The organism is Haematospirillum jordaniae (genome assembly GCF_001611975.1).
Classification (GTDB): Bacteria; Pseudomonadota; Alphaproteobacteria; order Rhodospirillales; family Rhodospirillaceae; genus Haematospirillum; species Haematospirillum jordaniae.
The window spans coordinates 254,154-267,363 of record NZ_CP014527.1 but is presented as its reverse complement, the minus strand read 5'-3'; the positions used below and the strand labels follow the sequence as shown (position 1 = coordinate 267,363).

Annotated in this window: 10 protein-coding genes; 2 read left to right on the top strand and 8 right to left on the bottom strand. The window is 55.3% G+C overall.

Features of this window, described 5'->3' with window-relative positions:
• Positions 1-27 precede the first annotated feature (27 nt).
• The 7 genes from wecB to arfB form a co-directional block, all read right to left on the bottom strand.
• Positions 28-1,176: a non-hydrolyzing UDP-N-acetylglucosamine 2-epimerase gene (wecB, locus tag AY555_RS11250; RefSeq protein WP_066137345.1), complete on the bottom strand. Its 1,149-nt coding sequence runs from the start codon at positions 1,174-1,176 to the stop codon at positions 28-30.
• A gap of 6 nt (positions 1,177-1,182) precedes the next feature.
• Entirely contained in the window at positions 1,183-2,295 is a 1,113-nt protein-coding gene (locus AY555_RS11245) for a DUF4434 domain-containing protein (protein ID WP_066137343.1), read from the bottom strand.
• Positions 2,296-2,297: 2 nt separating this feature from the next.
• Entirely contained in the window at positions 2,298-5,714 is a 3,417-nt protein-coding gene (locus AY555_RS11240) for an NfrA family protein (RefSeq protein ID WP_066137342.1), read from the bottom strand.
• Complete coding sequence (locus tag AY555_RS11235) at positions 5,711-7,984, bottom strand: glycosyl transferase family protein (protein WP_082812199.1); 2,274 nt, start codon at positions 7,982-7,984, stop codon at positions 5,711-5,713. The genes AY555_RS11240 and AY555_RS11235 overlap by 4 nt, the downstream gene beginning before the upstream one ends.
• A 41-nt stretch (positions 7,985-8,025) precedes the next feature.
• Positions 8,026-8,592: a glutathione peroxidase gene (locus AY555_RS11230; protein ID WP_066137339.1), complete on the bottom strand. Its 567-nt coding sequence runs from the start codon at positions 8,590-8,592 to the stop codon at positions 8,026-8,028.
• Between the two features lie 49 nt (positions 8,593-8,641).
• Entirely contained in the window at positions 8,642-10,840 is a 2,199-nt protein-coding gene (locus AY555_RS11225) for a heavy metal translocating P-type ATPase (RefSeq protein WP_209315872.1), read from the bottom strand.
• Between the two features lie 114 nt (positions 10,841-10,954).
• The gene (gene arfB / locus AY555_RS11220) at positions 10,955-11,371 is read right to left on the bottom strand and encodes an alternative ribosome rescue aminoacyl-tRNA hydrolase ArfB (protein WP_066137337.1); all 417 of its coding nucleotides are present in this window, start codon (positions 11,369-11,371) and stop codon (positions 10,955-10,957) included.
• A gap of 84 nt (positions 11,372-11,455) precedes the next feature.
• Between arfB and AY555_RS11215 the strand changes: the two genes are divergently transcribed.
• Positions 11,456-11,896: a YeeE/YedE family protein gene (locus AY555_RS11215; protein ID WP_066137402.1), complete on the top strand. Its 441-nt coding sequence runs from the start codon at positions 11,456-11,458 to the stop codon at positions 11,894-11,896.
• A gap of 3 nt (positions 11,897-11,899) precedes the next feature.
• Positions 11,900-12,337: a DUF6691 family protein gene (locus AY555_RS11210; protein WP_066137336.1), complete on the top strand. Its 438-nt coding sequence runs from the start codon at positions 11,900-11,902 to the stop codon at positions 12,335-12,337.
• Positions 12,338-12,339: 2 nt separating this feature from the next.
• On the opposite strand, the gene AY555_RS11205 is transcribed toward AY555_RS11210, so the two are convergent.
• Positions 12,340-13,038, bottom strand: coding sequence for a bifunctional 4-hydroxy-2-oxoglutarate aldolase/2-dehydro-3-deoxy-phosphogluconate aldolase (locus AY555_RS11205; protein ID WP_322099098.1), 699 nt, complete (start codon positions 13,036-13,038; stop codon positions 12,340-12,342).
• Positions 13,039-13,210: the final 172 nt, after the last annotated feature.

The window sequence follows — 13,210 nt, the reverse complement described above, 5'->3', positions numbered from 1 at the left end:
GACGGTGTCGTTGGCCCCTGCCCTTTATCAGGCGGGGGCTTTACGTTTTTTACCCGGTGATTTCCAGTTTTTTATGGTTTGGCAAATCCGCTCACACGCTTTGCCATCACCAAACGGGTTATTTCCTGCAGGTTGGGGTGCTGTAGGGGATGACGCATCAAGAATCTCGGAGGTAGCCTCTACAATGGACTCTGTTCGGGTTCCGACCAAGCGGATGGCCCCGCTGTCCAAGGCTTCCGGTCTTTCTGTCAAGTCCCGCAGGACCAAGACTGGGGTTCCTACAGATGGTGCTTCTTCCTGTATGCCTCCTGAATCCGTCAGGATGACGGCGGCGCGGCGCATCAGTAGGACGAAGGGAAGATAGTCCAGAGGATGGGTCAGGATGATAAAGGGGTGACTGGCCAGAAAGGCTTTCATCCTCATGCCCACTTCTGGGTTGGGGTGCAGGGGGAAGACGATACACACGTCGGGGCGGTTTGCCAGTGTGTGCAATGCTTGGCTGATCCGTGCCAAGGGGGGGCCGAAGTTTTCCCGGCGATGAGTTGTGACCAGAATAATCCGGCGGTCATCGGGTAGGCGTGGCAATGTTGCTACAATGCGCGCTGTCAGGGCGGCATCGCTGTCGAGTTTGTGGCAAACCCATAACAGGGCATCAACCACAGTGTTTCCTGTTACGGTGATCGTGTCATCAGTTCGCCCCTCGTTCAGTAGGTTTGTTCTGGCCTGCTCTGTCGGTGCAAACATGAGGTCTGCCAGTTGATCTATGGCGATGCGGTTCATCTCTTCTGGCCAGGGACTGCGGAGGTTGTGGCTGCGAAGCCCGGCCTCGACGTGTCCGACGGGTACGCCACTGTAAAAAGCAGCCTCCGCTGCAGCCAGTGCACTGGTTGTATCACCATGCACCAGCACAAGATCCGGACGGTCTTGCTCAATCATGGCCTCCATCTGATCCAGAATGCCGGCATGCAGATGAGCCAGCCCTTGGCGTGAGCGTGCCAATGACATGTTGTGGTGAACGGGAACCTCGAAGAAATCCAGTATTGGGGGCACCAAGTCCGGATGCTGCCCTGTTACGGCAACCCGGCAGGACAAGGCCTTGTCACGCGATAGTACTCTGGCAAGCGGGGCCATTTTGATCGCTTCAGGGCGTGTTCCGATGACAACAAGTGTTTTCATGCAGACTCATCTGCTGTTCACACCCTGTATGCCGGGCAGGCTGGTCACGCATTGCTGTGCGACCTTGGCCTGAAGATCGTATAGCGCCTTGGCGCGGTGGTCACGATCTGCCGTTGATATGTTCCCGGATTGACTCATTTCCTCTGCTCTGGATGGCAGAAGATACTCCGGTGCGCTGAACAGGACGGGCCTTGCCATGGCCGCCCCCATGGCAAGGCGCAGCCTCTCGTGCATTTCTGTCGTGGAAGCCGGAATGCCGACGAACTGGCTGCCATCCGGATTCTGCTGCTGTACAGAAAAGGCCTCCACAACCATATGAACCCGCTGGCCCAGTTTTTTAGCTAGGGCGTCACGGTAAAGAGTGCTTTCCTGCACGCTGAGTTTGCCGGCCCCGATGCTGTCCTGAAATAAAAGGCGGTCGATGCGGCCTTTTGTCAGGACTGTATCCCAGAATTCGGCCAGCACAGATGGACTGGTTCGACCGTTTGAGAACCCCGATATGGCTATGAGTACAGGGTGCTCTGTCAGCGAGGACAGAAGCTCGGTAATCTTGGCAAGATGTTCCGTGAGTAAAGCTCGGCGGGTTGTATCCTGCCAATGCAGGTCGTCAAGCTCATCCGTAATATACCAGCCATGCAGAGCTGGACTGGTTGCAACCAATCTCCCCAGATCCGGCAGCAGGGCCTCCAGAGCCAGCTCACGGCGCAGGAAGTAGACCCGCAGCAGATCCGGATTTCGCTCGTGAACTTGAAAGAAGGATGGATCAAGATCTAGGCCTATCCACAGGCCAATTCCATTCCTTTCGGCCATGGCCAGCAGACCCGGCAAGGGCGGGTTTGGTAGCGGACTGATATGTCTCGCATATATTTCTTTCCCAACTGCGTCTGACAGGGGAAACAAGGCAATGCTATTCAGGATGGACCACTGTACGTAGATGCTCTGAATACCGATCTGTTTAAGGGACCGCCCAAAGGCATCCCAGTCTTCCGGGCTACGGTTACCGTGGATGGCCAGTGGCTGGTAGAAGGTGGCATCCGGAGCCCCTGCGGGTCCGCAGACAGCATGGGCAGAGCCTATTCCAACCATCCATAGTGCAAAGATGACAAGGCGTTTACGCATCTCTAGAACCGTGCCAGAACGGAGACAATGAAACGTGTTTGCCTGTCGCCCTGCCCGTCTTTTGTGATGTCACGGGTCAGGCGTGGTGTGACATCGATATAAGACTGATGCGCATGGCTTGCAGATTCATTGTACCACAGGCGCCAGTGCAACCCGATACCACCGCGGGCAATGGTGTCGTCCAGTGTGCTTGTCCCGGCGTGGGATCCTCCGATCAGGGCAAACGGTGCTGCTATATAGGGTGTGCCCATGCGCCATTTCCCTCCCAGCCGGAGTTCGCTACTGACAAGCCGAGCCTTCGATTTCTCAAGAAACCGTCCGGCATCCACATAAAAGCTGTAATATGGTGTCCAGGCAGGTTCATCGGGTGGTATGTCCATGCTGCTGCTCAGGCCATAGCTTACACGAACCAGCGTGTTGTCTTCTGTTTTGGATCCAATGGAAAACAGGCGTTCAGCCGCCAGATTGAAGTCATGCTCGCGCAGGGGTTTCCAGCGCAGGCCAGCCCCAGCCTGTGTGGTGTGTTTATCCGGTACGGGAGAGGCACCGTTGATGGTCCCCCAGAACAGGCGTCCGGTGATGGCAAGGGTGCGTCCGTCGCGATAGCCAACAGAGGGAGGTCTCCATGCCAGTTCCACGCCGCCTTGTGCCTCGTTCAGGGCATCACCGACCGGGCTTGTTGTCCGTCGGCATGAGCTGGCTTGTGGGCAGATCGTAGTATAGCCTTGTAACGCTAGGTTATCGTTCAAGATGCTGTTTTGTCGCCTTAGCCCCCAAATGTGGGCGCGGTTCTGAACGGGTGTGTATTGGCGCATGGCTGCATACAGGCGCTCATCCTCTATAACGTCGGAGAAGGCATCTTGTGCGCCTTGGGTATCACCAAGAGCCGCACGGGTATAACCCAGATCCTCCCGCGCGGAGAGCTGGTCCGGGTTCGCACCCGTAATGTGGCTTAGCAAGGGTTCTGCCCGTTCGTGATCGCCCAGGTCACGGGCTGCATAGGCATAGGCTAGCCCCAGGGCTTCGTTGTCCGGGGTGACTTGATACGCTGCTTCCAAGGTGTGAAAGGCCGGCTCCATTTGGCCCTGCCGTCGTTCGACTACGGCTTGCTCCAGACGTCGGCCGCTGGTTGGACTGGTTGCGTTCAAGGTTTGATATACTTGTATGGCTTCTTGGTCCCGACCGGCTGCAGCCAGCGCCCTAGCCCACGTTTCCAGATGCACGGGCTTTAGGTCATCGGGTAGTTTTGTGGCTTCAAGGGTGCCAATCTGCTGCAGGGCGCTTTCAGCCTCTCCTGCCCCCAGAAAGGCTTGTGCCAGTCGTAATTGTAGAACGGGATCATGCTGCCCCGACAAGGCCTGTTTCCAGTGGCGGGCAGCCAGATCCGGCCGTCCCGTATCGTAGTACAAATAGCCCAGTGATGCGTTGACCAGGTTTTTTGTTCCGGCTGATAGGCTGCGGGGTCCAGAATAATCCCGCAGGGATCTTTCGTAGAAATCAGCGGCGGGTCCCTTGCGGTTTGCCCTGTCCAGTGCTGTTGCCAGAAGAACATGAACCCTGGGGCTTTGTTCGTGTTGCAATGTTTCCCACATCAGCCGGACGGCTTCCTTCGTTTCCTTGTCTTCCAGAAGAACAAAAGCAAGGTCCAAGCGTTGATCGACGGAGATTAGTCCGCGATGGTACAGGTCCTGTAAGGCTTTCTTGCGTTGCTGATTCTTTTGTGTGGCGGTCCCGCTTTCAGCCAGGGCCGTCAGGGCTTGGCGTACAGCTTCATTTTCCGGGCTGATTCTTTCCAAGATGCGGCGGGCTACACGCTCTACCGATACCCATTCTTGTGCCCCTTTCCAGCGAACAAGCGCTTCAATCGCTGTTCTTGCGGCGGCTTCATGATCCAGATGGGCGGCTTGCTCCAGCGCCTCGGCTGATCCACGGACATTGCCCTCGGCCCACCGTGCATCAGCCAGCGAGACCAGCGTGTCCTTGTCGGATCGCAGTTGTGCCAAGGTTTCGAGTGTCTTTGTACGTGCAGAGGTGTCCCCTGCCCGTCTCTGTGCTTCCGCCAGAAGCTGCAGGCGTTCGGGTATGTCACCGATACTGTGTGGGAGTTCTTCCAGACAGCGTACGGACTCTTCCGGGGTATTCTGTTCAAGCTGTGCTGCACACAGGGATAGGCGATGTGCGTTAATGACATCAGCCCGGTTTGGGGCCTGAAGGCTTTGTTCCTGCTCGACTCGCTGCAGTACCAGGCTGGCGTCCTTGATACGCTTGGCAGAGATCGCTGTCAGAACCACAGAATTCAGCGTGTCCGGGCTTTGGTCCAGCTCCAGCGCTTTTATGAAGAGTTCCAGCGCTTGTTCTTCCTGTCCGGCATCCAGACGGATGAAGGCTGCCCGTTTCAGTGACAGGGCCCGGTCTGCTGCCCCAAGGCGAAGCCCTGCCACAGCTTCAAGGGTCTGTGCCGCTTCTTCCCGAAGGCCGCCCCGGGCCAGGAGATCAGCCAATACCTGTAAGTCAGATGGGTTACTGCTGTTCCGAAGAGGCTTGTACAGTTCAATGGCTTGTTCGTGGTGGCCGCTGCGGCTGGCAGCTTCCGCCAGAAGGCCAAGGACAGCGGGCGAATGCCCAAGGCGCTCCCGTCTTGGCCAGACAAGCGTGTAGGCTTCCCCTGGCTTGTTCTGTCGTAGCAGGAGAAAGCCAAGGTCTACGGCTGCGGCATCCTCTATGGACTGTTCCGTGTCCTGGTTCCGGGTCAGTTGGAGCAAGCGTTCGGCTGCTTCCCGGTCGCGTTTGGCCAGAACCAGGATCCGGGCTGCTGCCAATTGCTCCTGTTGGGTCAATGCTCTTTTATGCGAGAGTACTTCCAGATCATCCATTGCTTTTTGTAGACCGGCACTGTTTGGTGCCGTGCGCGTCTGTAGTTCCAAGGCACGCAGTTGTTCATCCACACTGAGTGTGGCGCTTCCCATAGCTTGCGTCAGTTCTGTGGCGGCCTCTTCACGGTGCCCTAAGGTTTGCAGAGCTGTTGCGCGAAACAAACGCAGAAGGCTGAAATCAGGAGCGACTTCCGTCAACGGTGCACTCAGCCGCAGAACATCGGCTGGTTTCTGTAGCTCCGCAGCCAAGACGGTCGCACGCCAGCGCATGACGTGAGCTTCCGGGATCAGTGTCAGTCCTTTTTCCAACTCCTGCAGGGCTTCCTCCTTGCGATCACCTTGTATCAGGGTGCGCGCCTTTTCTTCGTACGGGAAGGTTCTGTGCCGCAGCCATTCACGTTCTATGAAGCTTTGTTCCGGCAGCATTTGTATCAGCCGCTTCTCGGCTGTTGGTGCCTGCTGAGCTTGAGCACATGGTCCATATAGCAGGCTGCTGCCGATCATGCTGGCCAGGATCCAGCCCGGTATGTGTCCTTGCGTTATCATGCCGGCTTGTTGCCTTGGTTCTGGAAGTCTGTCAGCGTTTGTTCCGAGATATGCCCCTGCTCGACCAGAATGACTCCGACAGGTCGCTCGCTTTTCTTGGACAAGGCAAACGCCTTCTCTACGTCTTCAGTGGAGCAGATACTGTTCTCCGCCAGCCAGCGCCCTAAAGGAATACCAGCGGCTGCTGCTTTTTTGACAGCGTCATCCAGTGTGGCTTGTGAGGGAAGCAGATCCAGATCCAGAAGGATTTGCCCCATCGGTTTATAGGAGCGTCTTTGTTCACGCAGGGCACCAGCCAACATTTCAGCTGTGATAACGCCGGCCTCGACCAAGCGTTGTCCCAGCGGTGGCCCTGCCCCTCCCTTGCCCTTCGCAGCGTCTTCCGGGATACCGCCATAGCGTCGGTGAATGGCAAATAGGATCTCGCTGGATACAGCCAGACAGAATTCGGCTCGCCCGCCAATTGCTGTCTCAACCGTTTCAACTTGTTCCTGTGTGGGAACCGACAGGGCGGCCACCATAAGGTTCCCCGATGCAGACAAGCCAACGGGGAACATGCTGAACTGTTTGGCTAGAGATGCCGGGAATCGCTGCAAGATAGTATCGGGTACGCTGAATGGATCGATAGCACGCACTTCCAGCCTGACCTGCATGCCAAGAACTTCCAGAAACTGGTCTTGGTTTACCAGACCCATTTCCATCAGGATATTGCCGATAGTGCCCCCTTTTTCCTTCTGCATGGCCAGCGCTTGTTCAAGTTGGGTGGGGGTAATGAACTGGCGCTCGATCATCAGATCGCCGATCCGGCGCCGATAAAGCTTCAGGTGTGCTTCATCAGGGTATTCGTGCGATGTTTTGTCCCAGCCGATCTTTTCACCCGTACGTAGATGGTGACCAAACATGCGCAGGGCTCGTATTACGGCACAATAATTTATGACAATGGCCCACAAATAACGGGGGATGATCATGGGTATGGCAGACCATCCATAGTATTTGTGTGTCCAGTAGTGGCGCTGGAAAAGCCGGTAGGCCAGCAGAGCCTGGTTGATCCACACAACAAGCCAGAACGGACTGTCATCAGGAAGAACAGGGGCCGGTTGGTAACTGTCCTCCATGGACCATGCCCACAGAGCGATGCCAACATGCACCAGTACAACAAAGAGCCCGAATGGAGCGGCGTGGCTCAGCACCACCATTTTCCTGTCCCGCATCAGAAGATAGCGGATTGCCCAAGATCCATCCCATCCGAAGTTACGCCATCCCTGCAGGGCAATGCCGATTGTCCAGCGGCTTTTCTGGCGTACGGCAGCCCAGAAGGCATTGGGGAAATATTCACGTGTGCAGATGTAGTCAACAATTGTGACCAGCTGTTCCTTTCCGGTCAGCCATTGTTTTCGTGATACGGTACGGACAAAAGGCACACGTGCAAAAATCTGCTTCATGCCTGCTTTCTTGAGGCGGAGCGAAAATTCGTAATCTTCGGTCAACGTGCCGGTGTTGAACACTTCTCCCTGTTCTGTTCGTGCGGCATCCAGGGCCCGCCGGGAGTAAGCTGTTCCCACCCCTGCCCCCGGAACAACCCCGGCCAAGAATTCACGAACAATGATTTCCTTGCTGTGAAGCTCGGCGAACTCGTCCATGTAGTGGCCGCCAGTCAGATCATGCCACGGACGTTCCAGAGAGATGACCGGTGTTTGTACCAGGTCAAAGCGCGGGATCAGAAAGTTGAAAAGCTTCAGGCTGAGCGGGTGCACGATGTCTTCTGCATCCTGCATGACGATAACCTCGAAGCGCATTCCGTTGGCTTGCTCGTATTCTGTGATCCCTTTGACAATCCAGTTCAGACAATCAGCCTTGCAGGTTGGCCCCGGCAATGGAGTGATGATGTGATGGACATTCCCCAGCGTAGAGCACAGCTTTTCAACCTCTTTCCCAGTATCCGGATCATTGGGGTAGGTTCCAACGAAAACATGGAAGTTTGAATAGTCCAGCGTGCGGAACATGTTACTGAGTGAGGAGTAAATAATTCCGGATTCCTGCCACGACGGGAACATCAGGGCTACGGGCTGTTGTTGTGCGCGGTGCAGGACCTCTATGGCCATTGGCTTGGAGCGCCGGAAGACAAACAGACTTTTGTAGATCCAGCGCCCGAAGAAGATAATGTCAATGACCAAGTCATCAAGATTGGAGCCCATATAGACCAGCATCACGAAGATAAAGCCCAGCTCGGTGAGCAGGAGGATAGCGGCTGACAAGTCGGTCATAGGCATGTGATGCGGCCTGCTTTGCTGTCATGCTCCTACGTGGTGATCTAGTCCGGATCTGCGCTGTTCAATGCCATTTCTATGGCGCCGGTAATTTTGGGATCATCCGGCTTTGTGGTTGGCAGAAACCAGTCCAGCAGGCGTCCGTCCGGACCAATCAGATATTTATGGAAATTCCAGCGCGGGATTCCCGCTGCTCCGGTTTGTTGAGCAGCCCACTGATAGAACGGATGGGCGTGATCACCGCTGACAACAGCGCGTTCTGTCAGTGGAAACGAGACGTTGAAGGTTGTTTCACAGAAGGTCTTGATTTCAGGGTTACTGCCCGGCTCCTGTTCCCCAAAATCATTGGATGGCACGCCGATGACCACTAGCCCTTTGCCACGGTCTTTATACGTATTCCAGATTTTCTCCAGGCCTTCGTATTGGGGTGTGAATCCGCAGCGGGATGCCGTGTTGACAACCAGAACGACATGGCCTGCATAGGACTGCAATGGCATAGGGGTTCCGTCAATCGAAGTGAAGGTATAATCCCAAGCGCTGCCCTGCCCTGCCACGGCGTTTCCGCTTCCCAGAAACAGCCCCAGTATGGCTGAACATAATTTTCTCAACATGCGGCGTCCCCTGGATCATGATCCATCCCTCTTCACGTTAGCCTAGCTTTTAGACAGAAGCTACTTGGTTCTGTTTGTGTTGGTGATGGGGTTGGTTTTCGCTGGTCCCTTGGCTCTCATTACGGGCTGGTTTGAATCCAAGCAGTCGCAGCGCGTTCAATGTTACTAGGATGGTTGCACCGGTATCGGCAAAGACAGCCATCCACAATGTTGTTGTACCGGTTACTGCTCCGGCCAAGAAGAGAGTCTTCAGGCCAAGTGCAAGGGCAATATTCTGCCAGATATTGCGTATGGTTGCCTTTGAAAGAGTTAAAAGATCAACGATACCGCCAACACGATTTCCTAGCAGGGCCGCATCGGCAGTTTCTAGGGCAACATCGGTTCCGCTTCCCATGGCAATACCAACCGAAGCAACGGCCAAGGCCGGTGCATCATTGATCCCATCGCCAACCATGGTAACCGGACCATTTTCTTCCAGTTCCCGTATTGTTTTTAGCTTGTCTTCAGGAAGAAGGTTGGCCCTTACTTCGATCTCCAGTTCCTTGGCAATGACTGACGCCGTTTTGTGGCTATCCCCTGTGAGCATGACAACATGGATGTCGGCCTCTTTTAATAATCTGATGGCTGATGCTGCATCGGGGCGCGGCTCATCGCGTGCTGCGATGAGCCCAAGGACAGATTGCTCTCCATAAAGGACGGCAACTGTCTTTCCTTGGTCCTCCAGTGCCGTAATCTGATCCAGAACGTTTGGGGGTATCCTTTTGTCTTCTAGGTACATATGGGCTGATCCAATGGTCAGACGTCGTCCTTCAACGTTGCCCTGTACGCCGTGCCCAGGGAGCACGGATATATTCCGGCTTTGTGGTATAGTCAGGTTTTCTTCTTTTGCTTGGTTGATGATGGCTGAAGCCAGTGGGTGAGAAGATCCGGTCTCAAGAGATGCGGCTAGGCGCAGAATGCTTTCCTTGCTGTCTTGTACAGGAATGACATCTGTGATCTGTGGTGTGCCGGAGGTCAGAGTTCCTGTCTTGTCAAAGGCGACCGTACGGGTTTTGCCGATGGCTTCCAGAACGGCTCCTCCCTTGAGCAGGAGCCCCTGCCGTGCGGCGGCTGACATGCCTGCGGCAACAGCGGCTGGTGTTGAAAGGACCAAGGCGCAGGGGCAGGCAATCAATAGCAGGGACAGACCGCGATAGATCCATGTTTCCCAGCTTTCGCCAAAGGCAAGCGGCGGGATTGTGATAACAAGGCCTGCCAGCAGCATGGCTGCTGGTGTGTAACGTGCCGAGAAACGATCAATAAGGCGTGCGAACGGAGCCTTGGTACTGCGTGCTTCTTCTACCAGCTGGATGATCCGGGCAATCGTTGTGTCCTGCGCTGTTTTTTCGACCCTTATGCGAACAGGGTTCCCGACATTGATGCTACCAGCATAGACATCTGCATTATGTTTGCGGATAACAGGAATGGACTCCCCGGTAATGGGAGATTGATCAAAAAGCGATCCTTCGTCGGACATGATTCCATCTGCAGGAACGCGGTCACCTGTCCGGACTAGGACAATTTGTCCTGGAACAAGGCTATGGGCTTGGACGGTCTTGTGCGATCCATCTTCTTCTACGATGGCCGTCTGCGGTATCAGGGCCACCAGATCATGGATACTGCGCCTTGCCCTGTCTGCTGCAAGTCCTTCCAGGAGCTCACCAATCGAGAATAGGAACACAACGGTTGCAGCTTCGCCGGCAGCACCAATAACAAGGGCACCGGTTGCAGCGACAGTCATCAGCATTTGAACCGAGAAGGGATTGCCCGCCCCGGCAAGGGAAAAGGCTTGGCGAATAAAGGGCAGGAGGCTGATCCCAGCCGCGATTGTCCATGCCTTGTCTGCCAGTTCAGGGGCAATCGTTCCCACCAGTGCAGCCGTTCCGACTAGTACGCTGGTGATAGCCACAAGGTGAACGTTCCGGTTATTTTTCCAGCCGTGTGATGGTGGCTCTGTGCTAGGTTCCTTTGGTGTGACAAACATACCGAGATTACGTATCTCGGCCTCGATGTCCGACAGGGATGGGCCTGTGCCCTCCCGGCATGCAATGGTAACAGACCCGTTGCTGAAGCTGACTTTTACGTCTTCAACATCCGGAATACGTATCAGAGTTCGTTCCAGTTCTCCCGCGCAACCGGGGCAGTCCATGCCCCCTACGCGTAACCGCATGATTTTCAGGTCTGCTCCTGAGGAAGAGATGGGAGACATGGCAGTATCCTTGGTAACAGGAAAGTCCGTTTCAACCTGTTATGCAGGCTACAGCCTCCAGTCGCTAGAGGTACAAGAGAAATCAAGAAAGGCCATGTGCGGTTCCTGGATGCTTCAGGGCATAACGCGTCCACGTAACTTCTTGGTGTTAGCGTGTTTTATCTTGTGGCTCAGTCTTCGTTCTTGAGAGGCCCGTGATGGTTTTGTAGGGCGTCGGATTGCGCGTCGCACAGAAGCAGCGCGAATAAGCTCTATTAAACGATGCAGGGCATCAGCCCTGTTCCTTTCCCTAGTTCTGTAACGTTGTGCCGTGATAACCAGCTCACCGCGTCCGGTCAACCGCTGGTCAGCCATGCCCAAGAGTCTATTTTTCACATAATCGGGCAGGGATGTTGAGTGGGCAATATCAAAACGCAGCTGGACAGCTGTTTCCACTTTGTTGACGTTCTGCCCACCAGGTCCTGTTGCCCGTATGAATGTTTCCTGTATTTCATCTTCATCAAGAGTGATGGATGATGTGATGATAATCATGGGGGTAGTTCTGGCCTGACCGTACAATTATGCGATATCGCATAATAGGGGTAAGCTAGGGTCAGGGGAAGGTTCTTGGGAGAGTTGGCTGTGGACTGGGAGCATTTCACTCCGTGGGCGTCTTTGACGGGTGGGGTCTTGATTGGGCTTGGCGCCTCTGTCTTGTTGCTTTTCAGTGGCCGCATTGCCGGTATCAGTGGCATTATTGGTGGACTTCTGCCTCCCCGTCAGGGAGATCGAGGCTGGAGAGTAGCCTTTGTTGCTGGGCTTGCGTTTTCTGCCTTTGCCGCCAATCTGTCTGGATATTCTCCTGATCCTCGTTTTTCCTCACAAAATCTTTTTCTTGTTTTTCTCGCCGGCCTTGCGGTTGGTCTTGGGTCGCGTCTTGGATCTGGCTGTACCAGTGGTCATGGCGTCTGCGGTTTGGCTCGCTGCTCTGTTCGCTCTGTGGTGGCCACAGCCTGTTTCATGGGAGCGGGCATGGCCGTTGTTTTTGTTCTGGATCCCATCGGGCGAGGGGGGTGAGGCATGGCATACCTTGCGCCCTGTCTGTCGGGCATACTCTTCGGAATGGGGCTTCTTCTGTCAGGCATGGCTAACCCCGCCAAGGTACAGGGCTTTCTTGACATTTCCCGGAATTGGGATCCATCACTTGCCTTGGTGATGGTTGGAGCTATTGGGGTATCATGGCCTGCTTTCCGTTTTGTCAAGCGTAGGGGGGGCGGAGTGGCTGGTTGTGCCCTCTACCTGCCGACAAAACAGGCTGTTGATGTACCTCTTGTTGTTGGAAGCCTTATGTTTGGTGCAGGATGGGGCTTGGCCGGAATATGTCCCGGTCCGGCCCTTGTCTTGGCAGGCTACGGATTTACAGATGCCCTTTATTTTGTGTCAGCGATGCTGATCGGCATGGTGATTTTCGAACTGGCCAGCTGGGTTAAGGGACATGGCATCAGGCGTTCCCCGTAGGGTCAGCTGGCTAATTCATTCCGGGTGCGTTCGCATGCAGCCATGATCTGTCTTGCGGCCTGCATGACGGCTTCGCGATCTCCTTTGCGTACCAGCGCTTCGTCAACAAGCTTGCCCCCGGCTCCTACACATATGGCACCGGCCTTGATCCATTCGCCGATGCTGCTGGCGTCGATACCGCCGGTTGGCATCATGGGGACGCCGGGGAAGACAGAACGCAGGGCCTTGAGGTGAGCTGGGCCAACGCTGGAGGCCGGAAAGATCTTGATAGCTGTAGCCCCTGCTGACAGTGCGCTTGCCACTTCGGTTGGGGTCAGGGTGCCCATCAGGCAGGCAATTCCATGTTCGTTGCATACAGCACCCACCTCGGGTACGACCCAAGGTGACACGACATACTGGGCGCCGGCTGCAATCACCTCATGTGCAGCGGCGGCTGAGACCACTGTGCCGGCTCCAATCAGCAGGTCGGGGTACGCCACAGACAGCTTCCGGATCACGGAAATGGCATCTGGCGTTGTCATGGTTATTTCGAATGTCCTGATCCCGGCTTCACGCAGCCATTCAACGGCGGTCAAGGCAAGATCCGGTGTGCTGGTCCGGATAACAGGCACAACGCCGAAGCTTGACAATTGGGCGATGATCTCGCCAGCCGGGATCAGTTTGGCAGCCATGTTCTGTGCGGGTTGTGCGGGTATTGTCACGATCGGATCCTTAAGGTGTTCAGGTGCGGGCAGGGTATGACGATAGCCTGAGTGCCTGTTTACACAGCCAGTTTGGTTGTGGCAAGGCGTTGGTTCTTCACCCTGACAGCATGCGTTGAGACAATTTCTTTTGCTCTTGTCGCGCAGTAATCCTACATTCACCCCCGGTAGG

What these genes read in the sequence shown, in the direction of transcription:
- arfB (WP_066137337.1), bottom strand. Translation starts at nt 11,371, where the DNA reads ATGATTATCATCACATCATCCATCACTCTTGATGAAGATGAAATACAG.
- AY555_RS11245 (WP_066137343.1), bottom strand. Translation starts at nt 2,295, where the DNA reads ATGCGTAAACGCCTTGTCATCTTTGCACTATGGATGGTTGGAATAGGC.
- AY555_RS11210 (WP_066137336.1), top strand. Translation starts at nt 11,900, where the DNA reads ATGGCATACCTTGCGCCCTGTCTGTCGGGCATACTCTTCGGAATGGGG.
- wecB (WP_066137345.1), bottom strand. Translation starts at nt 1,176, where the DNA reads ATGAAAACACTTGTTGTCATCGGAACACGCCCTGAAGCGATCAAAATG.
- AY555_RS11230 (WP_066137339.1), bottom strand. Translation starts at nt 8,592, where the DNA reads ATGTTGAGAAAATTATGTTCAGCCATACTGGGGCTGTTTCTGGGAAGC.
- AY555_RS11235 (WP_082812199.1), bottom strand. Translation starts at nt 7,984, where the DNA reads ATGCCTATGACCGACTTGTCAGCCGCTATCCTCCTGCTCACCGAGCTG.
- AY555_RS11240 (WP_066137342.1), bottom strand. Translation starts at nt 5,714, where the DNA reads ATGATAACGCAAGGACACATACCGGGCTGGATCCTGGCCAGCATGATC.
- AY555_RS11225 (WP_209315872.1), bottom strand. Translation starts at nt 10,840, where the DNA reads ATGTCTCCCATCTCTTCCTCAGGAGCAGACCTGAAAATCATGCGGTTA.